At 40.9% G+C, this 25,747-nt stretch carries 29 protein-coding genes; 14 read left to right on the top strand and 15 right to left on the bottom strand.

The window, feature by feature from the left end; genetic code table 11:
* Positions 1 to 21: 21 nt before the first annotated feature.
* From rpsL to fkpA, 6 genes are all read right to left on the bottom strand, one after another.
* Complete coding sequence (rpsL, locus tag AVFI_RS01155; protein ID WP_005417208.1) at positions 22 to 396, bottom strand: 30S ribosomal protein S12; 375 nt, start codon at positions 394 to 396, stop codon at positions 22 to 24.
* A gap of 163 nt (positions 397 to 559) precedes the next feature.
* Positions 560 to 850, bottom strand: a complete 291-nt coding sequence (gene tusB / locus AVFI_RS01150; RefSeq protein ID WP_054776086.1) for a sulfurtransferase complex subunit TusB — start codon at positions 848 to 850, stop codon at positions 560 to 562.
* Positions 851 to 1,207 (bottom strand): sulfurtransferase complex subunit TusC, encoded by a 357-nt coding sequence (gene tusC / locus AVFI_RS01145; protein ID WP_017018398.1) that lies wholly within the window; start codon positions 1,205 to 1,207, stop codon positions 851 to 853.
* 34 nt (positions 1,208 to 1,241) lie between these two features.
* Positions 1,242 to 1,634 (bottom strand): sulfurtransferase complex subunit TusD, encoded by a 393-nt coding sequence (gene tusD, locus AVFI_RS01140; RefSeq protein WP_054776087.1) that lies wholly within the window; start codon positions 1,632 to 1,634, stop codon positions 1,242 to 1,244.
* The gene (locus AVFI_RS01135; RefSeq protein ID WP_005417199.1) at positions 1,631 to 2,335 is read right to left on the bottom strand and encodes a helix-turn-helix transcriptional regulator; all 705 of its coding nucleotides are present in this window, start codon (positions 2,333 to 2,335) and stop codon (positions 1,631 to 1,633) included. The genes tusD and AVFI_RS01135 overlap by 4 nt, the downstream gene beginning before the upstream one ends.
* Positions 2,336 to 2,505: 170 nt before the next feature.
* Complete coding sequence (fkpA, locus tag AVFI_RS01130; protein ID WP_005417197.1) at positions 2,506 to 3,300, bottom strand: FKBP-type peptidyl-prolyl cis-trans isomerase; 795 nt, start codon at positions 3,298 to 3,300, stop codon at positions 2,506 to 2,508.
* A 223-nt stretch (positions 3,301 to 3,523) separates the two neighbouring features.
* Between fkpA and AVFI_RS01125 the strand changes: the two genes are divergently transcribed.
* Together AVFI_RS01125 and AVFI_RS01120 are read left to right on the top strand one after the other, a co-directional pair.
* Positions 3,524 to 4,537: a WD40 repeat domain-containing protein gene (locus AVFI_RS01125; RefSeq protein WP_012532836.1), complete on the top strand. Its 1,014-nt coding sequence runs from the start codon at positions 3,524 to 3,526 to the stop codon at positions 4,535 to 4,537.
* Positions 4,537 to 4,761 carry a SlyX family protein gene (locus AVFI_RS01120; protein WP_011261071.1) on the top strand — a complete coding sequence of 75 codons (225 nt, stop codon included), beginning with the start codon at positions 4,537 to 4,539 and terminating at the stop codon, positions 4,759 to 4,761. The genes AVFI_RS01125 and AVFI_RS01120 overlap by 1 nt, the downstream gene beginning before the upstream one ends.
* Before the next feature lie 183 nt (positions 4,762 to 4,944).
* On the opposite strand, the gene slyD is transcribed toward AVFI_RS01120, so the two are convergent.
* The 4 genes from slyD to kefG are packed head-to-tail and all read right to left on the bottom strand — an operon-like array spanning position 4,945 to position 8,151.
* Positions 4,945 to 5,532 (bottom strand): peptidylprolyl isomerase, encoded by a 588-nt coding sequence (slyD, locus tag AVFI_RS01115; RefSeq protein ID WP_005417194.1) that lies wholly within the window; start codon positions 5,530 to 5,532, stop codon positions 4,945 to 4,947.
* A gap of 56 nt (positions 5,533 to 5,588) precedes the next feature.
* Positions 5,589 to 5,789, bottom strand: a complete 201-nt coding sequence (locus tag AVFI_RS01110) for a YheV family putative zinc ribbon protein (protein ID WP_170618929.1) — start codon at positions 5,787 to 5,789, stop codon at positions 5,589 to 5,591.
* A gap of 29 nt (positions 5,790 to 5,818) precedes the next feature.
* On the bottom strand, positions 5,819 to 7,609 hold the full coding sequence (gene kefB / locus AVFI_RS01105) for a glutathione-regulated potassium-efflux system protein KefB (protein WP_065597072.1): 1,791 nt from the start codon (positions 7,607 to 7,609) through the stop codon (positions 5,819 to 5,821).
* Complete coding sequence (gene kefG / locus AVFI_RS01100) at positions 7,609 to 8,151, bottom strand: glutathione-regulated potassium-efflux system ancillary protein KefG (protein WP_054776088.1); 543 nt, start codon at positions 8,149 to 8,151, stop codon at positions 7,609 to 7,611. Before kefG ends, kefB begins: the two co-directional genes overlap by 1 nt.
* 215 nt (positions 8,152 to 8,366) lie before the next feature.
* Between kefG and AVFI_RS01095 the strand changes: the two genes are divergently transcribed.
* From AVFI_RS01095 to rraA, 7 genes are all read left to right on the top strand, one after another.
* The gene (locus AVFI_RS01095; RefSeq protein ID WP_188863849.1) at positions 8,367 to 10,298 is read left to right on the top strand and encodes an ABC transporter ATP-binding protein; all 1,932 of its coding nucleotides are present in this window, start codon (positions 8,367 to 8,369) and stop codon (positions 10,296 to 10,298) included.
* Complete coding sequence (locus AVFI_RS01090) at positions 10,282 to 10,788, top strand: TIGR02444 family protein (protein WP_054776089.1); 507 nt, start codon at positions 10,282 to 10,284, stop codon at positions 10,786 to 10,788. The genes AVFI_RS01095 and AVFI_RS01090 overlap by 17 nt, the downstream gene beginning before the upstream one ends.
* Before the next feature lie 5 nt (positions 10,789 to 10,793).
* Positions 10,794 to 11,762, top strand: coding sequence for a hydrolase (locus tag AVFI_RS01085; protein WP_065621704.1), 969 nt, complete (start codon positions 10,794 to 10,796; stop codon positions 11,760 to 11,762).
* A gap of 45 nt (positions 11,763 to 11,807) precedes the next feature.
* Positions 11,808 to 12,050: a YheU family protein gene (locus AVFI_RS01080; protein ID WP_012532745.1), complete on the top strand. Its 243-nt coding sequence runs from the start codon at positions 11,808 to 11,810 to the stop codon at positions 12,048 to 12,050.
* A gap of 102 nt (positions 12,051 to 12,152) precedes the next feature.
* Complete coding sequence (locus AVFI_RS01075) at positions 12,153 to 13,022, top strand: phosphoribulokinase (protein ID WP_054776090.1); 870 nt, start codon at positions 12,153 to 12,155, stop codon at positions 13,020 to 13,022.
* A gap of 82 nt (positions 13,023 to 13,104) precedes the next feature.
* Positions 13,105 to 14,013 carry a 1,4-dihydroxy-2-naphthoate polyprenyltransferase gene (locus tag AVFI_RS01070; protein WP_188863850.1) on the top strand — a complete coding sequence of 303 codons (909 nt, stop codon included), beginning with the start codon at positions 13,105 to 13,107 and terminating at the stop codon, positions 14,011 to 14,013.
* A gap of 124 nt (positions 14,014 to 14,137) precedes the next feature.
* Complete coding sequence (gene rraA / locus AVFI_RS01065; protein ID WP_012532714.1) at positions 14,138 to 14,638, top strand: ribonuclease E activity regulator RraA; 501 nt, start codon at positions 14,138 to 14,140, stop codon at positions 14,636 to 14,638.
* A 294-nt stretch (positions 14,639 to 14,932) separates the two neighbouring features.
* On the opposite strand, the gene zapB is transcribed toward rraA, so the two are convergent.
* Positions 14,933 to 15,175, bottom strand: coding sequence for a cell division protein ZapB (gene zapB / locus AVFI_RS01060; protein ID WP_005417172.1), 243 nt, complete (start codon positions 15,173 to 15,175; stop codon positions 14,933 to 14,935).
* Between the two features lie 366 nt (positions 15,176 to 15,541).
* On the opposite strand from zapB, the gene glpX reads away from it, so the two are divergent.
* Both glpX and AVFI_RS01050 read left to right on the top strand, forming a co-directional pair.
* Entirely contained in the window at positions 15,542 to 16,549 is a 1,008-nt protein-coding gene (gene glpX, locus AVFI_RS01055; RefSeq protein ID WP_017018392.1) for a class II fructose-bisphosphatase, read from the top strand.
* Between the two features lie 871 nt (positions 16,550 to 17,420).
* Positions 17,421 to 17,774: a DUF3135 domain-containing protein gene (locus tag AVFI_RS01050; RefSeq protein ID WP_012532863.1), complete on the top strand. Its 354-nt coding sequence runs from the start codon at positions 17,421 to 17,423 to the stop codon at positions 17,772 to 17,774.
* Between the two features lie 14 nt (positions 17,775 to 17,788).
* Here the strand turns inward: AVFI_RS01050 and AVFI_RS01045 are convergent, their stop codons facing one another.
* Positions 17,789 to 18,133, bottom strand: a complete 345-nt coding sequence (locus tag AVFI_RS01045; protein WP_063669809.1) for a 5-carboxymethyl-2-hydroxymuconate Delta-isomerase — start codon at positions 18,131 to 18,133, stop codon at positions 17,789 to 17,791.
* A gap of 268 nt (positions 18,134 to 18,401) precedes the next feature.
* Here AVFI_RS01045 and tpiA point away from each other — a divergent pair, with 268 nt between their 5' ends.
* Positions 18,402 to 19,172 (top strand): triose-phosphate isomerase, encoded by a 771-nt coding sequence (gene tpiA / locus AVFI_RS01040; protein WP_011261058.1) that lies wholly within the window; start codon positions 18,402 to 18,404, stop codon positions 19,170 to 19,172.
* A gap of 362 nt (positions 19,173 to 19,534) precedes the next feature.
* The gene (locus tag AVFI_RS01035) at positions 19,535 to 19,885 is read left to right on the top strand and encodes an endonuclease domain-containing protein (protein ID WP_005417160.1); all 351 of its coding nucleotides are present in this window, start codon (positions 19,535 to 19,537) and stop codon (positions 19,883 to 19,885) included.
* A gap of 505 nt (positions 19,886 to 20,390) precedes the next feature.
* Here AVFI_RS01035 and groL read toward each other — a convergent pair.
* Both groL and AVFI_RS01025 read right to left on the bottom strand, forming a co-directional pair.
* Entirely contained in the window at positions 20,391 to 22,037 is a 1,647-nt protein-coding gene (groL, locus tag AVFI_RS01030; RefSeq protein WP_005417158.1) for a chaperonin GroEL, read from the bottom strand.
* Positions 22,038 to 22,114: 77 nt separating this feature from the next.
* Complete coding sequence (locus tag AVFI_RS01025) at positions 22,115 to 22,405, bottom strand: co-chaperone GroES (RefSeq protein ID WP_005417156.1); 291 nt, start codon at positions 22,403 to 22,405, stop codon at positions 22,115 to 22,117.
* 469 nt (positions 22,406 to 22,874) lie between these two features.
* On the opposite strand from AVFI_RS01025, the gene AVFI_RS01020 reads away from it, so the two are divergent.
* Positions 22,875 to 24,239, top strand: coding sequence for an MATE family efflux transporter (locus AVFI_RS01020; RefSeq protein WP_188863851.1), 1,365 nt, complete (start codon positions 22,875 to 22,877; stop codon positions 24,237 to 24,239).
* Between the two features lie 71 nt (positions 24,240 to 24,310).
* Here AVFI_RS01020 and AVFI_RS01015 read toward each other — a convergent pair.
* A protein-coding gene (locus AVFI_RS01015; RefSeq protein ID WP_139073841.1) for an IS3 family transposase occupies positions 24,311 to 25,482 on the bottom strand; the annotation gives its coding sequence in 2 pieces (ribosomal slippage) (positions 24,311 to 25,212 and positions 25,212 to 25,482; 1,173 coding nt in all).
* Positions 25,483 to 25,747: the final 265 nt, after the last annotated feature.

Genomic DNA, 25,747 nt, shown 5'->3' with positions numbered 1-25,747 from the left:
GGCCTTACTTAACGGAATCCATTAAGACTTAGGACGTTTCACACCGTACTTAGAACGACCTTTCTTACGGTCATTTACGCCTGCACAGTCAAGTGCACCGCGAACAGTGTGGTAACGCACACCTGGTAAATCTTTAACACGACCACCACGGATAAGAACAACTGAGTGCTCTTGAAGGTTGTGACCTTCACCGCCGATGTATGAAGTAACTTCAAAGCCGTTAGTTAGACGAACACGACATACTTTACGTAAAGCTGAGTTCGGTTTTTTTGGTGTAGTAGTGTAAACACGAGTACATACACCACGTTTTTGTGGACACGCTTCTAGCGCAGGCACGTTGCTTTTAACAACTTGCTTTGCACGAGGCTTACGTACCAACTGGTTAATAGTTGCCATTAAAATAGCTCCTGATTAGAGGTTCGAAAACTTTTGAAAAATCTAGCCCTACAGAAATAGGGACGCGAAATTCTAAGGCTGAACGTGATATGTGTCAAGAAATATACAGCACTATTAATAAACAATTTAAAAATAATTTGCCTTTCTTAACCATAGATCACGCTTACCAAGTCACTATAGGAAAATGATCTTGGGTTAAAGAAACAAAAGCGCTGTAATTAACTCGTTGAATTTTATCATCAATAAGTTTAGTTACGCCTCTTGCTTCGATGTCTTCTTGTAAAAAATAGCAGTGTTTAAATGATAAGATCAATGAATGATCTTTATGATCTTTAATTGCTGCGTATACACTGTCTTGCGTAAAAATGATGACGTCATTCTCATTATTGACAGGTAATTCTTTATTATGAAGTGATTGGAGATTATCGGTACTTGTTAGTATATGTAGCATCATTTAAAACACCATAACTTGATCACATTGAGACAGCTTTTCATTTATGTCTTTATTTGAAATGCTATCAACATCAATCAAAAGGTATTCTTCTTTTATGCCGCGGTTACTCATTGCATTCTGACAAACAAATATCTCTTCAAGATCATAAAGTTCAAGCATTTTAAATCCTGAAATATAATCCCTAGATAAAATCTTTTCGGGTTCTTGATTCTTAAGTAGCTGTAACACACCATCTCCAATAAAGAAGATTTGAATATCTTCACTGTAAGCAGAGGCTGCTAATATTGCATCTAGCCCTTCTCTACCCTTTGATGTTGAGTGTGGTGCCGATTGAAATACAAATCCAAGTCGATTCATAATATTTCCGTTTTATTTAAACTGAACAACACGGTCAAAACTGAACAACACGGTCAAACTTCAATAGCGCCGTAGCTAAACCACCTAACCCTGCTTGCTGGAACCCAACAGCTAAATTATGTTGCTTTAATTGATGCTGACTTGCTTCGTCTTCACCAATAACACCACGTCGTAATGCTGCAGCGACACACGTTTCTAATTCAATATCATGACGTTGTGCTAGATCCTGCCACTGCTTAGTGATATCAACTTCATCATTAGCAGGTAAAATCAGAGAAGACGCATTTAACACCCCTTCCTGATAAAAGAACACCTTTTTGATGCTGTGTCCTTGAGCTAATACTGCTTCTGCAAATTGAAAGGCTTTTCTTGATGCCTGTGAACCATAGGCAGGCCCATTTACAACAAGTCCATACACCAAACTCACTTTTCACCGTCCTCTGTTTTTCTTTGACGAATATAAAGATACACGGTGTGTTTAGAAATATTCAATTGGTCAGCAACACGGTTAATCGCGTCTTTAATATCAAAAATGCCTTTATCGTATAAATCCATTACGATTTGTTTATTCTTAGCATTGTTGCCGACTTCTTTATCTGCATTAATCTCATCAATCGTGCGTTTTACTGTTTGATCAACAAGCTCATCTACATCACTTGCAAAGTTAACACTTGATGCTGCTTCATTGGCTTCTTCACTTGGCATAAATGATTGCAATACTTGTGAAAAAGGTGCATCCAAATTGATATTAATACACAGTAAACCAATGATTCTTTCATCCCCGTTACGAATTGCAACAGTGATTGACTTCATTAGCACTCCACCCTTTGCTCGGGTGAAATAAGAGCGAGAAAAATTACGTTTAGAACGTTCAATATCTTTCAACATTTGTAACGCTAAATCGGTGATTGGAGAGCCAACTTTACGTCCTGTATTCTCGCCATTAGCAATTCGAATTGCTGATTTATTGATATCTTCTAATGAGTGTAAAACGATTTCACAATAGTTACCGATTAAACTGGCAATTCCATCCACCACTGCTTCATAAGAGCGCAAAATGTGATGGTCAAACTCTGTAAATGGCACCACTTCAGAAAAACTTTCTTCCGCAGTATTCTCAATATTCATAATCTACCAACTTAATATTTGCTTGCTTAACACTCATGCTAAGACTTACGGCTTAAAATAATTACATCAAGTTTATCAGAATATTTGCATGAAAATAAAAAACCCCAGCAAGTGCCGGGGCTAATTCAGTGATCTAAAACAAAGTTTAGATTATTTAATCTTCAATCAGATTATTTTGCAGGTTTTGCTGCATCTTTGATTTCTAACAACTCAACATCAAATACTAGAGTTGAATTTGCAGGAATTGCTTGGTTACCTTGTGCACCGTAACCTAACTCTGCAGGAATAACGAACTTGTACTTAGAACCAACATTCATTAATTGAACACCTTCAGTCCAGCCAGGAATTACTGCGTTTAGTGGGAACGTCGCAGGTTGGTTACGATCGTAAGAGCTATCAAACTTAGTACCATCAATTAATGTACCAGAGTAATGAACCACTACTGTATCAGTGTCTTTTGGCTTAGGACCGTCAGCAGGTGTGATTACTTTGTATAGAAGGCCTGATTCTGTTTTCTTCACGCCATCTTCTTTTTCAAATTTAGCACGGAAGTCAGCACCCGCTTTTGCGTTAGCTTCAGATTCTGCTGCCATTTTCTTTTGTGCAATTTCAGCAACACGTTGATCTAGGTTTTGAAGAGCAACTTGGATCTCTTCATCAGTTAGACGCTCTTTACCATTAAATACATCTGTTACACCAGCAAGTACATCCGCTTTCTTCAGGTCAAGGCCTAGCTCTGTTTGCTTCTCTAAGTTTGAGTTTAGGTATTTAGCTAAAGATGCACCGATTGCGTAACCTGCTTTTTCATCTTCTGATGCAAATGTTGCTGCTGTAGCAGATTCAGTAGATGCTTCGATTTTTGCAGGTAATGTTGTTGCTTCAGTTTTTGGTGCTTCTTCTTTTTGACAACCAACAACGAATGCAACAGTTGCAGCAAGTAACGACACTTTAAAGATAGATTTCATTTCAAAACTCCAGATTATTTGAGGTCCTGCCTCAATTTTCTTATTCAATTTTTTAGATCATACCAATCTGGATAAGTAGTTGATAAGATTATTGCTAGTTATCATCGATTTTCACCAGCAATAGTGATCGAATACTTATTTAGATTGGTATATAGATGCGAAATACTGTTCATCACAATATACTAGTACTTATAGACACATTACAAACGAGTAGTTCAATTTGATGCGCGCTATATCTCAATACATCGCTATTTTTGTCATTACGCTGACATTATCGGGCTGTTTTTTCCAAAATGCAGACGACCAACGCTGGGAATTAGCTCCCCAAGGAACAACAAGTTTTGCGTTAAGTCGTGATGCTCGCTTTGCTCTTTTCTTTGTTAAGAATGACTCTATTCCTGAAAAAAATGAACCACAAGTAAAATCTGGTCTTCATTTTTGGGATCTTGTAGAAAATAAAGAACTGACTTTCTTTGGTGACCAAGACCAAAATAAATCAACAGTTTCCTATATCAGAATCTCTGATAACTCGCGATTTGCAATAACCGCCACTCAAACTAACTTTGCGGTTTGGGATTTGGGGATGGGAATATCGGAAGGGTTATGGTCTATCTCTGACGGTATTATTCGAGATGTAGCCATTGCAAGTAATGGACAACAAGTTCTACTTGGGCTTTCAAATGGTAAAGCCATTTATATCAATCTGGCTACCGGCCGTCGCTTAGAATTTCTTGCTCACAGAGAAAAAGTTAATTCTGTCGCCCTTTCTGCAAATGGTAAGTTTGCCCTATCTGGAGGTAATGATTACTTTGCTTATTTATGGGATACCGAAACTGGACAAATACTCCGTACCTTTGAACATGAAAAACGAGTAAGTCGAACTGCACTTCAGCGCGACGGTAAATATGCTTTTACTGCCGATGGTGGTAATGAAGGGTTTATTTGGGATTTAAAAACCGGTGAAAAAATAACGGAACTTAGTACGTTAGCTCGCCAACAGGTATATTCTACCGCTCGCTTTAGCGATGATGGCCAACTTCTGGTTACAGGTTCTCCCTCTGGAACCGTAAATGTATGGAATACCACATCAGGTAAAAAGCTCGAACAATGGCGTTCAGAACCATTAAAAGATGCACGTCCACCAACAGCAGTAGTGTATGATGTCGCCATTGATAAACAACAACGAGTGGTTTCAGCAACATCAGCAGGAATCGCCCAAGCGTGGTTAATAGAATAATGACAACAACAATTGAACAATTAGAACAAAAGATCAGTGATTTAGAGTGTCAAATGGCGTTTCAAGAGCAAACCATTGATGAACTAAACGACGCCCTATCTCAGCAACAGCTATTAATCACTAATATGCAAGTTCAGATGAAGTTTATGGTAGGTAAGATGAAAACCATGGATTCGTCGAATATGGCGGATGCATCGGAAGAAACACCACCACCGCATTACTAAGAGCAGGGGCGAGAATCGAGAACACTACGCTCTAGGAACGAGGAAGAGCAAATCGAGCTCTCAGAAGCCTAAAAACAAAAAACCGCAGATGCTTACACACCTGCGGTTTTTAATTTCTACAGTACGAAGATCTTTCTCGCCCCTAAACTCTTGAGCGAAGCGTCCTCGTCCCTGCTCTTAAAATTACTTAGAACAGTTGCCGTTACCACAACATACATGCTCTTCTTCGTGATCGTGAGAATGGCCTTCGCCACCACAACAACCGCCTTCGTGATCATGGTCGTGACCGTGACCACCACAGCCACCTTCTTGGTGAATGTGACCGTGAGCTGCTTCTTCTTCTGTTGCTGCACGTAGTGCTACTACTTCAACATCAAAATCTAGAGTTTGACCAGCAAGCATGTGGTTACCATCAACAACAACTTCGTCGCCATCAACTTCTGTTACTTCTACAGGGATTGGACCTTGGTCTGTATCAGCAAGGAAACGCATGCCAACTTCAATTTGGTCAACGCCCTGGAATACGTTTGCAGGAACACGTTGAACCATCTCATCCATGTGCTCGCCGTACGCTTCTTCAGGAGTTACAGTGATGCTGAATTTGTCGCCTTCAACTTTACCTTCAAGTGCTTTTTCAAGACCAACGATTAGGTTGTTGTGACCGTGTAGGTAATCAAGAGGAGCGTCAACTGTTGATTGGTCTACAACTACGCCTTCTTCTGTTTTCACTTGGTAAGCTAGACTTACAACAACGTTCTTTTCAATTTTCATTTTAACTCCGGATGCACTTAGCATTAGTGGATGGTATTCAGTATGGCAACATAATACTATTCAGGCTTAAAAACACCAATAACATCATCTTGCGCATGTTTGGTTTTTTCGAGTGATTTAGGCGTTCGGCGGTCTGTATGACCACAATCAACACACTCAACATACTCGATATTACTTTCTTGCCACCAGCGTAGCGTATCTTCTTTGCTACATGATGGACAAACTGCACCTGCAATAAATCGTTTTTTCACGGTTATTATCCTTGTGCTATTAACTCTTTATAACATCAGTCCCAATGGTTCTGGCTTGAGCGTTCGTTTTCCATTTCTAAGCTAAAAATCTCTTCTAACTCGATTCGAGCAGCCTTCGCTTTTGAAGCCAGAGATTTATCATCTGAATGTAATGGTAACAATTCTTTTAGCATAGCAACATCTAACTTTTTAAAATGAGATTCTGCTCGCTTAGCTTGATAAGGATGCATACCTAAAGATGTGAGGGTTTGTCGCCCTAAATCAAGGGCACCATAGAAAGTTTCTCGTGAAAAGTTATCAACGCCTTCACTCAATAACTCATAAGCCTCTACTCGACTGCGTGCACGGGCTAATATTTTTAAATGAGGAAAATGTCTTTGGCATAACGCCACGACTTCCATTACTTTTTGTGGATCTTTTTTACACACTACAATGGCTTTGGCTTTTTCGGCTCCCGCCGCTCGTAAGAGTTCGACTTGCGTAGCATCGCCGTAATACACTTTATAATCGAATTTACGCAGTAGACGAATTTGACTTGGGTCAGCCTCTAAAATAGTCAGTTTTATCTTATTAGCGAAAAGTAATCGTCCAACAATCTGACCAAATCGTCCAAAGCCAGCAATAATAACTTCTGGTTGAGTTGCGTGTGTAAAGTCCGATAAAGGCATCTCTTCTTCGCTGTTTAACGTTCTCGCAAACCATTTATCTTGAGCAATTAAAAACAGCGGTGTTGTCATCATAGAGATACTGACAACCACCAATAAAAACGCCATTAATTCTCGACTTAATAAACCTTCCATTTGAGCGGCCGTAAACAAAACAAAAGCAAACTCGCCACCTTGACTTAATATCATCGCCATTTGACTACGTGCTTTCGCTCGAGTACCAAACGCTCTTGCTAATCCATAAATCAGCAACCCTTTCACCACTACAAGTGACAATACAGCAGCTAAGATCTCAAATGGATACTGTAGTAATAGTCCTAAATTAACTGACATTCCTACTGCAATAAAAAACAAACCAAGCAATAACCCTTTAAAAGGTTCAATAGCCACTTCTAACTCATGACGAAACTCACTTTCAGCTAGCAATACCCCTGCTAGAAAAGCTCCAAGAGCCATTGATAGTCCTAACTGTTTCATCGCAGCAGATACGCCAATCACCAGTAATAATGCGGCAACAGTAAATAATTCTCTCGCTCCACTTTTCACTACATAACTAAAAAGTGGACGCAATAGAAAATGGGCAAGAGTAAAAATAGAAATAACACCAGCAAGAACCCATAGTCCGTCGAGCCAATTACCACTCGCACCACCGGCTAAAACAGGCAATATCGCTAACATAGGAATAACCGCAATATCCTGAAACAGCAAAACCGCGAAACCAGATTGCCCACTTTCAGAATCAGACAGTTTACGTTCTTCTATCACTCTTAAGGCAATCGCGGTCGATGACAAGGCCAATCCCATACCGATAACCAAACTGACTTGCCATGCTAAACCAAAAAACATCATCGCAGCAGTAATCACCACAGATGACACCACAACCTGGCTGCCTCCCAATCCGATTATTGGTTTTCGCATTTTCCATAATTTACTGGGATTCAACTCTAAACCGATCAAAAAGAGCAGCAATACCACGCCAAATTCGGAGAAATGAAGAATCGCATCCACATCTGAAATTAATTTTAGCCCCCATGGACCAATTGCGATTCCTGCTAATAAATAGCCTAGTACCGCACCAAGACCAAAACGCTGTGCTAAAGGTACGGTTACCACTGCTGCGGCTAAAAATATTGAACTTGTATGTAACCAATCACCAGCCATTAGATGCCTCCTTTCGGGTTTAGCAACCAAGCTTTATATTCATCAATATATTGCTGTCGTTTTTCTATCGTAATTTTACGTGCCCAGTATTGGATAGAGGGCGGTAACCATTCCATCTGACACAATGCAGCGGTAATTTTAAATGGAACCAAAATGTCATCCATTGAATGTTGGTTGTATCCTGTTTTTGAAAAGGCCTCTTCAATACCACCAGCAGTGATCACGCTTCGCCACTGCTTACCTTTTAAAGCATCACCATTACCATAAGCAAACCCTTTACCTAAAACGCAATCCATCCACTCTTTTAATAGTGCTGGACAAGAATAAAGATAAAGTGGATGTTGAAAAATAATAATATCGTGTTGTGCTAGCAGTTCATGCTCAAACACAACGTCAATAAAGAAATCAGGATAATGAGCATAAAGATCATGCACAGTCACATGTTCTAAATGAGAATAAGCCGATAAAATGGCTTTATTGGCGATAGAATGCTCAGGATCTGGATGAGCAAGAATAACTAATATTTTAGGCAACTGAGTCATGTATTCCCTTTTCTGACTTTATTGTTTTATTTTTATCTTATACCAATCACTGTAACTAAGTGCTCAGAGATAGCAAAAGAAAAAGGTTACTGCGGTTGGTATTATCTATCATACAGACAATTTCAATGTCGACAATCATCCCTCTTACGCCTACTATGCTCATCGTATTCAAATAACTTCAAGATTCAGTCAGATTAAGAGAAGCAAACCACAGCATGATTACCTTTTCAGACATTCAATTACTTCGTGGCGGAAAGCCATTACTAGAGCAAGCCTCTGCCACTATTCACCCTGGTGACAAAGTCGGCTTAGTCGGAAAAAATGGCTGTGGTAAATCCACACTTTTTGCCTTAATCAAAGGTGAATTGAGTGTTGATGCTGGTTCAAACCGTGTCCCACATAACTGGGAAATGGCTTGGGTTGCTCAAGAAACTCCAGCATTAGAGCGCAAAGCCATTGACTATGTTATTGATGGCGACCGTGAATTTCGTGGTTTAGAAGAACAACTAGCAAAAGCAGAAGAAGCCGATAACGGAACTCTTGTTGCTGAATTACACGGTAAACTGGAAACCGTAGGTGGTTACACCATCAATTCTCGTGCTGCAGAATTACTTAATGGTTTAGGCTTCTCACAACAACAGATGGAATGGAATTTAACCCAATTCTCTGGTGGTTGGCGTATGCGTTTAAACTTAGCACAAGCATTAATATGTCGCTCTGATTTATTACTACTTGATGAACCGACCAACCACTTAGACTTAGATGCCGTAATGTGGCTTGAGCGTTGGTTACAAAACTACCCAGGTACTCTATTACTCATTTCGCACGACCGTGATTTCTTAGACCCAGTAGTAAACCGTATTATTCACGTTGAAAACCAAAAATTGAATGAATACACAGGTAACTATTCATCGTTTGAAGTTCAACGCTCTGAAAAACTGATCCTGCAACAAGCTCAGTTCCAGAAACAACAGAAAAACATGGCGCACATGCAGTCATACATTGACCGCTTTCGTTATAAAGCATCAAAAGCACGCCAAGCACAAAGCCGAATTAAAGCATTAGAAAAGATGGAAAAAGTGCTACCGGCACAATTAGATAACCCATTCAGCTTTAATTTTAGAGAGCCAGATGCACTGCCAAACCCAATCTTAATGATGGATGAAGTCAGCGCAGGTTATGAAAACAATACGATTTTAGAGCAAATTCGCTTAAACCTAGTTCCGGGAAGTCGTATTGGCCTGTTAGGCCGAAACGGCGCAGGTAAATCAACGCTTATCAAATTACTTTCAGGTGAGTTAGCTCCGCAGAGTGGCGTATTTACTTACTCTCAAGGGGTTAAAATTGGTTACTTCGCACAGCACCAACTGGAAACCTTACACGTAGAAGAAACTCCTCTTCAGCACCTAATGCAAATTGCCCCTAATCATACAGAACAACAACTACGTGATTATTTAGGCAGTTTTGGTTTCCAAGGTGATAAAGCGTTAGAAAAAATTGGTCCTTTCTCTGGTGGTGAAAAAGCCCGTTTAGTACTGGCACTTGTGGTATGGCAAAAACCAAACATGCTATTGCTTGATGAACCGACCAACCACCTTGATTTAGATATGCGTCAAGCCCTAACGATGGCACTACAAACCTTTGAAGGTGCAATGGTTATTGTCAGCCACGACAGATACTTACTTCGCGCGACAACCGATGACTTGTACTTAGTGCATGATCGCCAAGTGGTTCCTTTTGATGGTGATTTAACGGATTACTACAAATGGCTAACCGAGCAGAATAAGAGCGAGCGTAAAGAACAACAGCAACAAGAAAAACAAGATAATCCAAGCACATCAACCAGCTTAAGTGCAGCTGAGAAAAAAGAACAAAAACGCAAAGAAGCCGAATTCAGAAAGCTAATTGCCCCATTACGAAAAGAAGTAACTAAACTTGAAACTCGAATGGATAAGCTTAATGAAGCATTAAGCCAAGCAGAAGAAGAGCTTGGTGACGTTTCATTATATGAAACAGAAAACAAAAAGCGTTTAACGGAAGTTCTTGCCATTCAAGCATCTGCAAAATCTGAACTCGAAGAAGTTGAAATGGAATGGATGGCTCTTCAAGAACAAATTGAAGAAAAAGAGAATGCTGCCAAGCAGTAACATTCCTTTGAATAAGCACCAATTGGCTTCTATTACCCAAGAAGCCTTTTGGTGTTTCTCATTATCCCATTATAAGAAAGGTGGGGTAAAACAAGCAGCACTGGCACTACAAGACACCTACTTTGGTAATGTGAATTTAGCATTATTACTTATCTGGCTTAATAGCCTAAACCTCTCATTCTCGGTATCTGACTTACCGCTTCTTGAAGCAGCTCTACACAAAAGCGACACTCTACTTCACTCTTATCGCAAGTTAAGAAAACAGATCAAATCGACACAAAATAAAGCTCTTTATCAAGAAGCCTTACAGTTTGAGCTACAGCTAGAAAAGCAACAACAAAGCGATCTAATCACTGCTTTAATACGTATTCCTTTAGTAATAAAAACCGATAATAATCAGATAAGTTTATTAACGCATTATTGCCGCTCTTTGCAGGCAGACGCCTTACTTCCAGCTCTAGAAAGTAATCAACATAACAACACAGAGTAACTAAGATGATGGATAACTTTACACCGGCTACCGGTTTATCTAACGCTCATATTCAGACACTGCTTCCTCGCTTTCTGCGTCGTAGTCCATTGTTTAATGCGTATTGGCAACGCCTTGAGTTACCAGACAGTGATTTCGTTGATCTCGCTTGGAGTGAAAACCCAAATAAAGCAGGAGAAAAACCGCTTTTTATTCTTTTTCATGGTTTAGAAGGCAGTTTCGACAGCCCTTATGCCAATGGATTATTAGCCGCTGCAAAAGAGCAAGGTTGGCTTGGTGTGATGATGCACTTCCGTGGTTGCAGTGATGTGCCTAACCGTTTAGCAAGAGCGTACCACTCAGGTGAAACCGAAGACGCACGTTTTTTTATTGAGATGTTGGATGCTCGCTTCCCTAATCAAGAAAAGGTCGCCACCGGGATCTCTCTTGGCGGTAATATGCTAGTAAACTACCTCGCCAAATATCAAAACGATACCCTACTGAACGCCGCAACGGTTATCTCCGCACCTCTGGATTTAGGCGCCTGTTCTGAACGTATTCAACAAGGTTTTTCTCGTTTGTATCAGGGTTATTTATTAGGATCATTAAAAAACAACAGCATTAAAAAACTCAACGCCTCTCGTAAAGAGATTGTTGGTTTAAATAAAGAGATGATCAAAGCCATACCTGATTTAATCACCTTTGATAATCTCATCACAGCACCAATGCATGGTTACGCCCACGCTCAAGATTATTATCAACAATGCAGTGGTTTACAGTTTTTAGATCGTATCGATATACCAACTCGAATTATTCATTCTAAAGACGACCCGTTTATGACAAATGCGGTGATACCTACTCATCCACTGCCTAACTGTGTACACTATCAACTAACAGAACACGGTGGCCATGTAGGTTTTATTAATGGATCTATCACTAAGCCCAATTTTTGGTTAGAAAGTACCGTTAACCACTGGTTCCAAAAAATTCTCTAACTTTAGCGCCTATTGGCAATTCATTTAATGGATGAGATAAGTAGTATGATCATTCCTTGGCAAGACATCGCTCCTGACACATTAGAAAACTTAATTTCTGAATTTGTATTACGTGAAGGGACAGATTACGGTGAAGTTGAAATCAGCCATCAAGAAAAAGTAGACCAAATTAAAGTTCTATTGAAAAATGGTGAAGCAATGGTGGTCTTTTCCGAGCTTCATGAAACCGTTGATATTCAAACCAAAGCTCGCTTTAATCCTAATTTAACCAACCATAATTACGACTAATAGACCCACCAAGATACTCACAATTTTCAAACCGAACAGTATCATTTTTAGCAACCCTGTTATAACATCCGACGAGAATAAGGAAATTAGACAGGGTTTGTCATGTCAGCAAAACATCCAATTATTGCCGTAACGGGGTCATCCGGAGCAGGCACTACCACCACATCTGAAGCATTTCGAAAAATGTTCAATATGATGGACATAAAAGCATCTTGGCTTGAAGGGGACAGTTTCCATCGTTTCACTCGTCCTGAAATGGACGTGGAGATCCGTAAAGCAAAAGAACAAGGTAAACACATCAGTTACTTTGGTCCTCAAGCAAATGACTTTCCGGCACTAGAACAGTTTTTCCGTCAATACGGAGAAGATGGAACGGGGCAATATCGTCGCTATTTACATACGTTCGATGAAGCGGTTCCTTTTAATCAAATGCCTGGCACGTTCACGCCATGGCAAGACCTACCCGATGATACCGATGTCCTTTTTTATGAAGGTCTACACGGTGACGTTGTTGATGGTGATATTAACGTATCTCAACATGTGGATTTACTTATCGGCATGGTGCCAATTGTAAACTTAGAATGGATACAGAAATTTGTTCGTGATACCCGTGATCGTGGGCATTCTCGTGAAGCCGTAATGGACTCAATTGTTCGTTCAATGGACGACTATTTAAATTACATTACCCCACAATTTTCTCGAACTCATATTAACTTCCAACGAGTACCAACCGTAGATACCTCTAACCCACTCAACGCAAAAGGCATTCCGAGTTTAGATGAAAGCTTTGTTGTCATCCGTTTTAGGGGGTTGAGTAAAGTTGACTTTCCTTACTTATTAGCAATGATTGATGGTTCATTTATGTCTCGTCATAACACGCTAGTTGTTCCCGGAGGCAAAATGAGCTTTGCTATGGAGTTAATTATTAGACCACTACTTCAGCAGCTAATTGATACTGGGAAAATAAATTAATTTCGCTATCTTTTGCGCCAAATTTGGGGTTCTTCCAAAAATAGTGAATAATAGAGACTCTATTCACTATTTTTGCGATGCTATGAAAACTTCTCCTTTTTCCATTTGGCTCAGCGCCGCTCGTCCAAAAACACTACCTCTTGCCCTAGCCTCAATCATGACAGGCTCTGTGTTGGCATATTGGAATAACCACGCCTCTTTTACTATTACGTTAATGGCATTTATCACCGCAACGTTATTGCAAATATTGTCGAATCTGGCAAATGACTACGGCGATGCAGTGAAAGGAACAGATAACGAAGAACGCCTTGGTCCACAACGAGCAATGCAAACCGGCCTTGTAACGCAAGAAACAATGAAAAAAGCCATTGGCATTAATATTGTTCTGACGATCATTAGTGGCTTAATTTTAGTATTTAGCTCATTACACCAAACCATGGATATTATTGGATTCATCGCTCTTGGGTTATTAGCTATTGGCGCTGCTATTGCTTATACCATGGGTGATAAGCCTTATGGTTACCGTGGCTTAGGGGATACCTCTGTTTTTATCTTTTTTGGTTTATTAGGGGTTGCTGGTACGTATTACCTTCATACAGGTCACTTATCTTCTGCTCTATTTTTACCAGCGACTGCCTGCGGTTTATTAGCTGTCGCAGTATTAAATATTAATAACCTACGTGATATAGAAAATGACGAAGCATGTGGAAAAATGACACTGGTCGTTCGCATGGGCGCAAACTGGGGTCGTAAATATCATGCAGTATTAATGGCCGCGAGTTTTATCTGTCTTGCTGTTTTTAGTGCGACTCAAATTCATTCACTAACTGGTTGGTTATTTTTAGCAATTGCACCTTTCGTCTTCAATCATGTTATGTCAGTAATGCGATCTCCAAATGGTGAAGCAATCAGACCTATGATGGGCACCGTTGTGCAATGCGCACTATTTACCAATGTACTATTTGCTGTTGGCTTGTACTTATCCGTTTAAAAACGAAAGCGGCTTATCTCACTGACCTAAGTAAATCAGGATAAATTTGCGGTTTGTCATAGTATTGCCTAAAAAAGCACGTATATTGAACAGTTACAAACACCAATAAAAGGTAAGTTTCACTATGGAATACAATACTTCAGCACTTTGTGACATCTATTTAGATCAAGTTGATGTTGTTGAACCGATGTTCAGCCACTTTGGCGCTAAGACATCATTTTCAGGCCAAATCACAACAATTAAATGTTTTGAAGATAATGGTCTGATTCATCAACTATTAGAAGAGAAAGGCGAAGGTCGTGTTTTATTAGTTGATGGCGGCGGTTCTTTACGTCGTGCTTTAGTGGATGCAGACCTAGCAGCAAAAGCAGCCCACAATGGTTGGGAAGGCTTAGTTATCTATGGTTGTGTCCGTGAAGTGGATTACCTAGAAGAGATTGAGATTGGCATTCAAGCTCTCGCTTCTATTCCTGTTGGTGCAGCAAGACAAAACATTGGTGAAGTGGATGTTGCGGTTAACTTTGGTAGTGTGACTTTCTTACCTGAAGATCATCTTTACGCGGATTCGACTGGAGTGATTATCTCTCAAGAACCGCTAGAAGAGATGGGTGAGGAAGAGATTTAAGAACTAGAGGCTATACGCTTCGCTAACTAGAAACTATAAGAGCGAGTATAGTTGGTGTAGTGATATCTAGGTTTCAGGGCGCTGCGCTTGCAGGTTTCAGGAGTACTCGCTTTTTCTCTTCCTGAAACCTGAGACCTGAACCCTCGCTTTTTGCTCTTATAGAAGCGAAGCGCTCTAGTCTCTAGTTAAAAAAAACCGCAGATGCTTCCACACCTACGGTTTCAAAATAATTCACAGAACTTAGCTCTCCCTCGCTCCTCGAGCGAAGCGTCCTCGCCTCTCGTCCCTGCTCTATTACTCTACTTCGTCCATTTTACCAAGTAGGCCACGGATGCGAGCTTCAAATTGAGCTTGCTCATCACGTGCACGTTGAGCTTCTTGTTCTACTTCTGAACGACCGTTGTTTGCTTGCTCAAGATCTTGAGTTAGCGCTGCGTTCGTTTCTTTTAATTCTTCAACTTCCATTTGTAGCAGTGCGATTGTATCTACTGCCATCTGAACTTTAGCTTCTAGTTGTTCTAATATTTCTAAAGACATTCCTGCCACCTTAACTATATTCTTCATTGAATATGTAGCGAATTTATTACTCACTACAAACTTGTTTTCTATTCTACTCAGCAATTGTAATTCTGCCATAGTGTTATTCATTAAATTGCATCATATGAACAAAAAAGCAGCAGTTTTTACCAACATCTGACGTACTTTCTTAAGATTAAAACGAACTACATACCAAAACTAGGTATTTACCTTCGTTATTTGAATTAAACCACACCTTTAGCTCCTTGATATTTTTATTCTTCGCTGAAAAAATTTCATTCTCGCGGGAAAAAGCAAACGTTTCCCTTTTTGTTATGCTAAAATCCCCTCGATTTTTACTTATTCATCGATTTATTCGGAGCAATTATGAAACGCGATTTAGCAATGGCTTTTTCTCGAGTTACTGAAGGTGCCGCACTGGCTGGTTACAAATGGCTTGGCCGTGGCGATAAAAACGCTGCTGACGGTGCAGCTGTTGAAGTAATGCGTACTCTTCTGAACAAAACTGATATCAGTGGTGAGATTGTTATTGGTGAAGGTGAGATCGATGATGCACCTATGCTATACATCGGTGAAAACGTAGGTACAGGTGGCGATGCTGTTGATATCGCGGTTGATCCAATCGAAGGTACTCGCATGACTGCGATGGGTCAATCAAACGCTCTTGCTGTATTGGCTGCTGGTGAAAAAGGCAGTTTCTTAAAAGCACCTGATATGTACATGGAAAAATTGGTTGTTGGTCCTGGTGCAAAAGGGGCAATTGATTTAAGTCTTTCTCTAGAAGACAACCTAGTAAATATTGCAAAAGCATTAGGTAAACCGTTAGAAACGCTTGTTGTGACAACACTGGCTAAACCTCGTCATGATGAAGTAATTGCAAACATGCAGAAGATGGGCGTTCGTGTATTTGCTGTGCCAGATGGTGATGTTGCGGCTTCTATTCTAACCTGTATGCCTGATAGCGAAGTGGACGTGATGTACTGTATCGGTGGAGCACCTGAAGGTGTTGTTTCTGCTGCAGTTATTCGTGCATTAGATGGCGACATGCAAGCACGTCTTCTTCCTCGTCATGAAGTGAAAGGCGATACAGAAGAAAACCGTATCCACGGTGAAGCCGAGCTTAAACGTTGTGAAGAAATGGGCGTAAAAGCGAACGTTATCTTAAAAATGACAGACATGGCACGCAGTGATGATGTTGTTTTTGCAGCTACTGGTATCACAAAAGGTGATCTACTAGAAGGCATTACTCGCCAAGGTAATATTGCGACAACTGAAACGCTACTTATCCGTGGTCGTTGTCGTACGATTCGTCGTATTAAGTCAATTCACTACTTAGAGCGTAAAGACGCTGAGATTAGAGATATTATTCTTTAAGAGCAGGGACTAGAGACGAGGACGCTTCGCTCGAGGGATAAGGAAGAGCTAAGTTCTGTGAATTATTTTGAAACCGTAGGAGTGAAAGCATCTGCGGTTTTTTGTTTTAAAGAGTTCAGGTTTCAGATCGGTCGCAAGCTCCCTTGCAGGATTCAGGGCTGATCGCTATGAGGCTAGAAGACAATAGGCTTCGCTAGCTAGAACGCTTATTGAAGAGCAGGCGCGAGAGGCGAGGACGCTTCGCTCGAGGGATAAGGAAGAGCTAAGTTCTGTGAATTATTTTGAAACCGTAGGAGTGAAAACATCTGCGGTTTTTTGTTTTAAGAGAGTTCAGGTTTCAGATCGGTCGCAAGCTCCCTTGCAGGGTTCAGAGGTGATCGCTGTAAGGCTAGAGACTATACGTTTCGCTAGCTAGAACGCTTATTGAAGAGCAGGCGCGAGAGGCGAGGACGCTTCGCTTAAGGAGCGAGGAAGAGCCGAGGTCTGTGATAAATTTGAAACCGTGGGTGTGAAAGCATCTGCGGTTTTTTATTTTAAAGAGTTCAGGTTTCAGATCGGTCGCAAGCTCCCTTGCAGGGTTCAGGGGTGATCGCTGTAAAGCTAGAGACAATACGCTTCTATAAGAGCCAAAGCGAGGATTTGGTTTCAGGAAAAGTAAAAACGAGTGAACCTGAAGCCGTAAGCGCAGCGTCCTGAAACCTTGCTCTTGCCTTCACTCGCTTCTCGCAGGACGAAGTCCGTTCTCGCCCCTCGTCCCTACCCCCTCATCTCAAAAAAGAGACTCCCATTAAATCCCCCCAGCTCTACTTTCTCAAAACCTGAAAACTTCAACTAAGCTGAATCTATAAAAGCAAAAACAAGGAATCAGTTTATGCCGCAATCACATCGCAACCTATCCATCCCCTCATTTGATGAGCTAAAAGCATTAGCAGAAAAAGATCCAGAACAACTGGAAGCATTACGTCATCAACTAAGTATGGAGTTTATTGAAAGTGTTCCGGAAGAACATCAAGGACCCCTGCTTGCACAGCAAAGTCATATTGAACGCATTATTGAGCGAGGCAATAACCCAAATCATGTAAATATTCTTCTAGGGCGAGAGCTTGGAAAGCAATTCGTTCGCTTTGCTGATTCACTCAACAAACCCATTGATGAGCATCAAGCTGCAGATATTATTCAATTTCCTAATGCCACTTCTCGCCCCTCAAATAATACGAAGCATTAGGTAAGACGAAAGCTCTAACCTATTTTTTGAAAACTCTCATGTTCCATGTCACGCACGTTGATAGTTAAGCTATCAATGTGGCTGGCCTGTTCAGCAAGCACATCCATTAATGCACGACTTAACTCTCTCTTCTGCTCAGAGCTTCTTCCTTCTAATAGCTCTAACGTAATATGAATAAAGTCGACACTATTTCCCTGCTCTCCAACAAGCCAAGAATGCACTCTTACCGCTCTTGATTTCACATCTTTTGCTGAAAACAGTCCTGAGGCAATAGCCACTTGATGCAAGTCTTCTAATAAGCCCTGCATATTAAGCCTATCTTCTGCTGAATTTGAATATTCCATAACTAAGTGCGGCATAACAACGTCCTTTTAATGTACCAAAAATGATTACTTTTCCATCATTCAGTGAAAGTGAATTAGTTACAATCTCCTCAATAGAAAAGTGCCTAAGTAATCACACTTAAAATCGGCCATTTATTTCTACATTACAGCTCATAATTTTTCGCATTCCGAAATAAAAGCACTAAAATGAGGTATAAAAATGATTTTAGACACTAAATCTGTCGCAAAATCTGTTATATTTTTACGCAAGTTTTTTACATTAATTTGAATTGGAGAGAATCCTATGCGTCATCCTGTAGTTATGGGTAACTGGAAACTAAACGGCAGCAAAGAAATGGTTGTTGAACTACTAAACGGTCTTAACGCTGAACTTGAAGGCGTTACAGGCGTAGACGTAGCAGTTGCTCCACCTGCACTATTTGTAGACCTTGCTGAGCGTACGCTTACTGAAGCTGGTAGCGCAATCATCCTAGGTGCTCAAAACACTGATCTAAACAACAGCGGTGCATTCACTGGCGACATGTCTCCAGCTATGCTTAAAGAGTTCGGTGCAACTCACATCATCATCGGTCACTCTGAGCGTCGTGAATACCACAACGAATCAGACGAGTTCGTTGCTAAGAAATTCGCTTTCCTAAAAGAAAACGGTCTTACTCCTGTTCTTTGTATCGGTGAATCTGAAGCTCAAAACGAAGCTGGTGAAACTGTTGCAGTATGTGCACGTCAAATCGACGCAGTTATCAACACTCAAGGCGTTGACGCTCTAAACGGCGCAATCATCGCTTACGAACCAATCTGGGCTATCGGTACTGGTAAAGCTGCTACAGCTGAAGATGCACAACGCATCCACGCTCAAATCCGTGCTCACATTGCTGAGAAATCTGAAGAAGTTGCTAAGAACGTTGTTATCCAATACGGCGGTTCTGTTAAGCCTGAAAACGCTGCAGCTTACTTCGCACAACCAGACATCGATGGTGCTCTAGTTGGCGGTGCAGCTCTTGACGCGAAAAGCTTTGCAGCTATCGCTAAAGCAGCAGCTGAAGCAAAAGCTTAATTATAAATTCTAGGAACGAGGACACTTCGCTCTAGGGACGAGGAAAACTTGGTTCCGTGAATAATTTGAAACCGTGGATGTGAAAACATCTGCGGTTTTTTTTGTTTTAAGAGCAGGTTTCAGATCGGTCGCAAGCTCCCTTGCAGGATTCAGAGGTGGTCGCTGTAATTACAGCTATCACGATACTGTTCCTCCCCTTGAGTAATAATTTATTGTGATTGACTATGTTGATATAAGGGGAGGTTAGGAGGGGTTGTTAATAAGTAACTTTGAATATGATCGCAATTACTCTGATTTTTTCATCCTATTGATTTCTTATCCCTTACTGTTTATTGATACTAATTTTTCTATAAGTAATCAATATGCCGAATATTTTTAATCAGAAGAAATACTGCACACTACGACAAAACTTACGAAATGATATGCCAAGTGCAGAGAAAAAATTATGGTTCTATTTAAGAAAGAAGCAATTAGGAGTTAAATTTAGAAGGCAACATGGAATTGGAAAGTATGTTGTTGACTTCTTTTGTAGTGAAAGAAAGTTAGTCATTGAACTTGATGGTGATAGCCATTTTTCTATTGAAGCTCAGAAGTATGATGAAATTAGAAACTTGTTTATAAAAAACTTAGGAATAAGAGTTGTTAGATTTACTAATCAAGATGTTTTAGATAACTGTGAAAATGTGCTTCTTTGTATAAAAAAGTATATTTAGTTACAACCCCCTCCTATCCTCCCCTTATATCACCATCATCAATCTCAATAAATAATCATTCAAGGGAAGGAACGGGATGATGATCGCTAAAATTACAGCGACAAAGAACGATTCTCCCCCTTAATTACTGGAATTATGAGAGCAGCATAATTAATAAAAGGGGGAGTTAGAGGGGGTTGGTTGCACCATATTTAATGATATAGATAAACTACACTTCATCACTAACAACCCCTCCTAACCTCCCCTTATATCAACACCTCCAATCTCAACAGTACATCAATCAAGGGGAGGAATCGTATTGTGATCGCTGTTATCACAGCGATCATCTCTAAAACCGGCTCTTCCTGAAACCTAATTCATTGTCGCGCTAATAATACTCGCTTTTATAGTCTCTAGTTAGCGCAGCGTATAGCTTCTAGTTTCAAAGCACAAAAAAACCGAGACATCTCTGCCTCGGCTCTTCAAACACATTACGCTATCAAGCGAATTGGTTTATGGGGATGGCTTACATCATGCCGCCCATACCACCCATTCCGCCCATGCCACCCATATCTGGCATTGCAGAACCTGAGTCTTGTGGCTTATCAGTTACCATCGCTTCAGTTGTGATCATAAGACCCGCAACAGATGCAGCAAACTGAAGTGCAGAACGCGTTACTTTAGTTGGGTCAAGAATACCCATCTCAATCATGTCGCCGTATTCACCAGTTGCAGCGTTGTAACCGTAGCTACCTTCACCCGCTTTAACGTTATTAGCAACAACTGAATCTTCTTCACCCGCATTCTTAGTGATTTGACGAATAGGTGCTTCCATTGCACGAAGTGCTACACGGATACCTACGTTTTGTTCTTCGTTATCACCAACAAGACCAGCTACTTTAGAAGCAACACGGATAAGTGCAACACCACCACCAGCTACAACGCCTTCTTCAACCGCTGCGCGAGTTGCGTGAAGTGCATCTTCAACACGGTCTTTCTTCTCTTTCATCTCAACTTCAGTAGCAGCACCTACTTTGATTACTGCAACACCGCCAGCTAGCTTAGCTACACGCTCTTGAAGTTTTTCTTTATCGTAATCAGATGTTGCGTCTTCGATTTGTTGACGAATTTGAGAAACACGGCCTTGGATGATTGTCTCTTCACCAGAACCATCGATGATAGTTGTTGTTTCTTTTGTGATAGTTACACGCTTAGCTTGACCAAGATCTTCAAGAACGACTTTTTCAAGCTCTAGACCAATCTCTTCTGAAATTACAGAACCTGCAGTCAGAACAGCGATATCTTGTAGCATTGCTTTACGACGGTCACCAAAACCAGGCGCCTTAACAGCAGCAACTTTAACGATACCACGCATGTTGTTCACAACTAGAGTTGCAAGTGCTTCACCTTCTACATCTTCAGCGATGATAAGAAGAGGACGTGATGCTTTTGCTACTGCTTCTAAAGTTGGAAGTAGTTCACGAATGTTTGATACTTTTTTATCAACAAGCAAGATGAATGGGCTTTCTAGATCTACAGAACCCGCTTCTTGGTTGTTTACGAAATATGGAGATAGGTAACCGCGGTCAAACTGCATACCTTCAACAACGTCTAGCTCGTCTTGCAGCGCTTGGCCTTCTTCAACTGTGATAACACCATCACGGCCTACTTTATCCATCGCTTCTGCAATTAGGTTACCCACTGTTGAGTCAGAGTTTGCAGAGATAGTACCTACTTGTGCAATCGCTTTAGTATCAGCACAAGGAACAGAAAGCGCTTTTAGCTCTTCAACAGCAGCTACAACCGCTTTGTCAATACCACGTTTAAGATCCATTGGGTTCATACCAGCAGCAACCGCTTTTAGACCTTCAGTAATGATAGCTTGAGCAAGAACTGTTGCTGTTGTTGTGCCGTCACCAGCCGCATCGTTTGCTTGAGATGCCACTTCTTTAACCATTTGTGCACCCATGTTTTGGAACTTATCTTCAAGTTCAATTTCACGAGCAACAGAAACACCATCTTTAGTGATAGTTGGTGCGCCAAATGATTTATCTAAAACAACGTTACGACCTTTAGGGCCTAATGTTACTTTTACTGCGTCAGCCAGAACGTTTACACCTTCTAGCATTTTGATTCGTGCGTCGTTACCAAATTTAACGTCTTTAGCAGCCATCTTTATTTTCCTTTTAAAAATCTTTTAATTTATTTAGTTAATAAAATTCGAAAAACGAATTACTCAACGAGTGCTTATTATTCAACAATAGCCATGATGTCATTTTCAGACATGATCAGAACTTCTTTACCATCAATCTTTTCAGATTTAGTACCGTAACCTTCAGCAAAAATAACTGAATCACCTACTTTTACGTCTAAAGGCTGAACCGTACCGTTTTCTAAAATACGACCTTTGCCAACAGCTAAAACCGTACCGCGAGTTGATTTTTCAGCAGCAGAACCAGTTAGTACAATGCCACCTGCAGATTTTGATTCAACTTCTTGGCGTTCAACGATTACACGGTCATGTAAAGGACGGATATTCATGGGACGTCTCTCCTGATAATTTTCCATTTAAGAATAAGGTGCCATAATTTGGCTTTGATTTATTAATGGGGATGTAGGGGATTGATTGCAAGGGCTCTAGCGCTAATTTTTTGAAGAAGAAAGGAGGTTTCAGGTTTCAGGTTTCAGGTTTCAGGAAGATCAAAAGCGAGTTCCCCTGAAACCTGCAAGCGTAGCGGCCTGAAGCCTAGCTCATCACTACCACCCCCTCCTAACCTCCCCTTATATCAACATTTTCAATCTCAACAATGTATCTATCAAGGGGAGGAACCGTATTGTGATCGCTATAGTCACCGTGTTCACCTCTGAAATCTGCAAGCGAAACGTTCTGAACTCTGCTCTGCTTTTCCTGAAACCTAAAACCTGAATCCTGCTCTTCCTAGTCCCTAATCCCTCGAATCTCGCCCCTATTTCCTATACACTAGCCATCCCACCACCACACGAGAAAACCATGCTAGATAAACACGGTTTACTAACTCAACCTATCAGCGACGTGCTTCGTAAACTCACGACGCCTATGGTTTTTGGTATGGTCGCCATTCTGCTATTCAACTTGGTGGATACCTTTTTTATCTCCTTACTCGGCACCGATGCTTTAGCAGCAGTGAGTTTTACTTTCCCCGTCACCTTTGCAGTAAACTGCATCACCATGGGGATTGGTGTTGGTTTGTCAGCATCCATAGGTCATTTACTTGGTGAAGGCCATAGCAAACATGCTGCAGAATTAACGACTCATGGGTTAATCTTAGCCATCAGCTTAATTCTGATTGCTTGTGTTCTCGGGTTCTTCACCATCGACCTACTCTTTACCCTTCTCGGAGCTGAAGACAAATTACTTCCTCTTATTGATGAATACATGTCTATTTGGTACTTAACCATACCTTTACTCGTTATTCCGATGTCGAGTAATAGCGCAATTAGAGCCACAGGTGATACCAAAACCCCAGCCAAAATTATGATGCTAGCAGGGCTAATTAACGGCATTCTCGATCCGCTACTTATTTTTGGTTATGGCCCCTTCCCTGAGCTTGGAATTCAAGGTGCAGCTATTGCAAGTGCGATCAGTTGGTTTGGTGCTCTTATCGCTTCATTCTATGTACTCACTCATAAAGTAAAACTGCTTGCTCTACCAAATAAAAATACACTTATTTCTGATTGGAAACAGATCTTAACTATCGGTTCCCCTGCCGCATTATCTAACGCTCTAAACCCAATATCGGGGGCGATTTTAATGATGATGCTTGCGAGTCAAGGGACCGTTGCTGTCGCTTCTTATGGTGCTGCACAACGAGTCGAATCATTAATGCTGCTGGTTATCATGGCATTAACGTCATCACTAAGCCCATTAGTGGCTCAGAACTTAGGTGCAAAACAACCTGAACGTGTCAAAGAAGCAATATTTCTAGCTATTAAGTTCTCTGTCGCCTTTCAGCTCTTTCTTTATATCCTGATTGTTCCACTTAGCATTCCGATCTCTCACTTATTTAGTCAAGACGATGCAGTTCAACACGGTTTGTGGATGTACCTTATTTGCGTTCCATTTAGCTACGGCTTTCAAGGTATCGTTATGGTGCTAGTAAGTAGCTTAAATGCAATGAAAAAACCGTTATATTCTTTCAGTTGGAGTTTTATGAGGTTGTTTGTTTTTACATTACCAACCGCATGGGTTGGCAGCCAAATTTATGGAATGGAAGGATTATTTATCGGGATTGCAATGGGAAATGTGATGGGTGGTATTAGTGCGTTTTGGTATGCGAGAACAAGAATCAGGTTCGAGGACGCTGCGCTCAAGGAGCGAGGAGATGCGAAGAGTTAGGAAGAGCAGGGTTCAGGTTTAAGGTTTAAGGTTTAAGGATGATATGACCCCTTAAAAGTAGACACGGGGTTTTAGTTACTTAACTCAAAATCTATGGGGCTCTTTCCTCCTAGAGTCCCATGCCTTCTTATCGGATTATAATAGCCATCGATATAAAGTCGACTTTGCATTGTCATCTCTTCTCTTGATAGTTGCCCTAAACAGCTTATCCATTCCTTTTTATACTGAGCAAAGAAACTCTCTGAACAAGCATTATCCCAACAGTTTCCTTTACGGGACATACTGATTGTTATTCCTCTCTTGTACAACCAACGCATCGTCATCTCTGACGTATACTGAACTCCTTGGTCTGAATGAAACATCAATTGACTACCATCAGGTCTACGTCTTTCCCAAGCCTTCTTTAAACTACGAACTACAAGCTCTGCGTTGTTAATCCTACTCGTCGACCAACTGATGACCTTTCTTGAGTAAAGGTCTAATACAACACATAAGTACTGCCAACCCTCACTACATCGGACCTGAGTAATGTCTGAAGTCCAAACCCTGTTTGGCTGTGATACTGAAAACTTTCGGTCCAGTAAATTAAAAGCTGGAAAGCCTAATTTCTGCTTAGGCGCACACCCATGCCTCTTCTTACTCGCTCTGGAACGATAACCAAGACTTTGAAGCAGACGTTGGATCCGTTTCTTATTACAAATAAAACCATAAGAGATAGCGGCTTCATAGAGTTTTCTATAGCCAGGGACACAGTGTTGACGTTCGCTTTCGTCTTTTAAAAAACACTTCAATTCAGCGTTATATCTATCGCGAAGCGTAGGCTCTCTATTTAACCACTTATAATACCCTGAAGTGGACACATCAAGATAGCGACAAAGTTTTACTACCGGCCTTACTGGGCTTGAGTACTTGGAAATAAACTCAAATCTTATTCTCTTCGTCTTTCGAAGTAGGCCGTCGCCTTTTTTAAGATATCGTTCTCCAACTCCGCATCTGCTAAGCGTTTTTTAAGTTCGACAACCTCACGCTCTAGTTCTTTTAGCGATTTTTCAGGGCCTTTATTAGGAATGGGCGCTACTGTGTGTTTTTTAGATGTCATCTGGCTTCTCCATTTTACCAATAGCTGAGGAGCGATCCCAATAGAGATCGCCACTGATTTTACTGTATCTGGAGAGTCTAATGACTGTTGAACTGCGTTTCTTTTGAACTCATTAGAAAACTTTCGTTGTGATTTGATTTTCATGTCACTCAATCCTCGTGATCGAGTGTCCACTTTATTGGGGTCAAATCAGGAAGATCAAAAGCGAGTCCCCCTGAAACCTGCAAGCGCAGCGCCCTGAAACCTAGCTCATCACTAACAACCCCTCCTAACCTCCCCTTATATCAACATCTCTAATCTCAACAATGCATCTATCAAGGGGAGGAACTGTATTGCGATCACTGTAGCCACCATTCACCTCTGAACTCTGATCTTGCTTTACGCTCTTCCTGAAACCTTAATCCTGCTC

The organism is Aliivibrio fischeri ATCC 7744 = JCM 18803 = DSM 507, from assembly GCF_023983475.1.
In the GTDB taxonomy this organism is placed as follows: Bacteria; Pseudomonadota; Gammaproteobacteria; order Enterobacterales; family Vibrionaceae; genus Aliivibrio; species Aliivibrio fischeri.
Note: the sequence above shows the minus strand (reverse complement) of the source record. Positions and strands in the feature narration are given on the sequence as shown.

Coding starts and splice junctions, on each gene's coding strand:
- AVFI_RS01050 (WP_012532863.1), top strand. CDS start 17,421: ATGCCGCAATCACATCGCAACCTATCCATCCCCTCATTTGATGAGCTA.
- glpX (WP_017018392.1), top strand. CDS start 15,542: ATGAAACGCGATTTAGCAATGGCTTTTTCTCGAGTTACTGAAGGTGCC.
- AVFI_RS01085 (WP_065621704.1), top strand. CDS start 10,794: ATGATGGATAACTTTACACCGGCTACCGGTTTATCTAACGCTCATATT.
- AVFI_RS01045 (WP_063669809.1), bottom strand. CDS start 18,133: ATGCCGCACTTAGTTATGGAATATTCAAATTCAGCAGAAGATAGGCTT.
- AVFI_RS01020 (WP_188863851.1), top strand. CDS start 22,875: ATGCTAGATAAACACGGTTTACTAACTCAACCTATCAGCGACGTGCTT.
- AVFI_RS01080 (WP_012532745.1), top strand. CDS start 11,808: ATGATCATTCCTTGGCAAGACATCGCTCCTGACACATTAGAAAACTTA.
- kefB (WP_065597072.1), bottom strand. CDS start 7,609: ATGGCTGGTGATTGGTTACATACAAGTTCAATATTTTTAGCCGCAGCA.
- kefG (WP_054776088.1), bottom strand. CDS start 8,151: ATGACTCAGTTGCCTAAAATATTAGTTATTCTTGCTCATCCAGATCCT.
- AVFI_RS01035 (WP_005417160.1), top strand. CDS start 19,535: ATGCCGAATATTTTTAATCAGAAGAAATACTGCACACTACGACAAAAC.
- slyD (WP_005417194.1), bottom strand. CDS start 5,532: ATGAAAATTGAAAAGAACGTTGTTGTAAGTCTAGCTTACCAAGTGAAA.
- rraA (WP_012532714.1), top strand. CDS start 14,138: ATGGAATACAATACTTCAGCACTTTGTGACATCTATTTAGATCAAGTT.
- tusC (WP_017018398.1), bottom strand. CDS start 1,207: ATGAATCGACTTGGATTTGTATTTCAATCGGCACCACACTCAACATCA.
- AVFI_RS01095 (WP_188863849.1), top strand. CDS start 8,367: ATGATTACCTTTTCAGACATTCAATTACTTCGTGGCGGAAAGCCATTA.
- AVFI_RS01125 (WP_012532836.1), top strand. CDS start 3,524: ATGCGCGCTATATCTCAATACATCGCTATTTTTGTCATTACGCTGACA.
- AVFI_RS01090 (WP_054776089.1), top strand. CDS start 10,282: ATGCTGCCAAGCAGTAACATTCCTTTGAATAAGCACCAATTGGCTTCT.
- AVFI_RS01120 (WP_011261071.1), top strand. CDS start 4,537: ATGACAACAACAATTGAACAATTAGAACAAAAGATCAGTGATTTAGAG.
- AVFI_RS01025 (WP_005417156.1), bottom strand. CDS start 22,405: ATGAATATCCGTCCTTTACATGACCGTGTAATCGTTGAACGCCAAGAA.
- tpiA (WP_011261058.1), top strand. CDS start 18,402: ATGCGTCATCCTGTAGTTATGGGTAACTGGAAACTAAACGGCAGCAAA.
- groL (WP_005417158.1), bottom strand. CDS start 22,037: ATGGCTGCTAAAGACGTTAAATTTGGTAACGACGCACGAATCAAAATG.
- zapB (WP_005417172.1), bottom strand. CDS start 15,175: ATGTCTTTAGAAATATTAGAACAACTAGAAGCTAAAGTTCAGATGGCA.
- AVFI_RS01135 (WP_005417199.1), bottom strand. CDS start 2,335: ATGAATATTGAGAATACTGCGGAAGAAAGTTTTTCTGAAGTGGTGCCA.
- AVFI_RS01070 (WP_188863850.1), top strand. CDS start 13,105: ATGAAAACTTCTCCTTTTTCCATTTGGCTCAGCGCCGCTCGTCCAAAA.
- rpsL (WP_005417208.1), bottom strand. CDS start 396: ATGGCAACTATTAACCAGTTGGTACGTAAGCCTCGTGCAAAGCAAGTT.
- fkpA (WP_005417197.1), bottom strand. CDS start 3,300: ATGAAATCTATCTTTAAAGTGTCGTTACTTGCTGCAACTGTTGCATTC.
- AVFI_RS01075 (WP_054776090.1), top strand. CDS start 12,153: ATGTCAGCAAAACATCCAATTATTGCCGTAACGGGGTCATCCGGAGCA.
- tusB (WP_054776086.1), bottom strand. CDS start 850: ATGATGCTACATATACTAACAAGTACCGATAATCTCCAATCACTTCAT.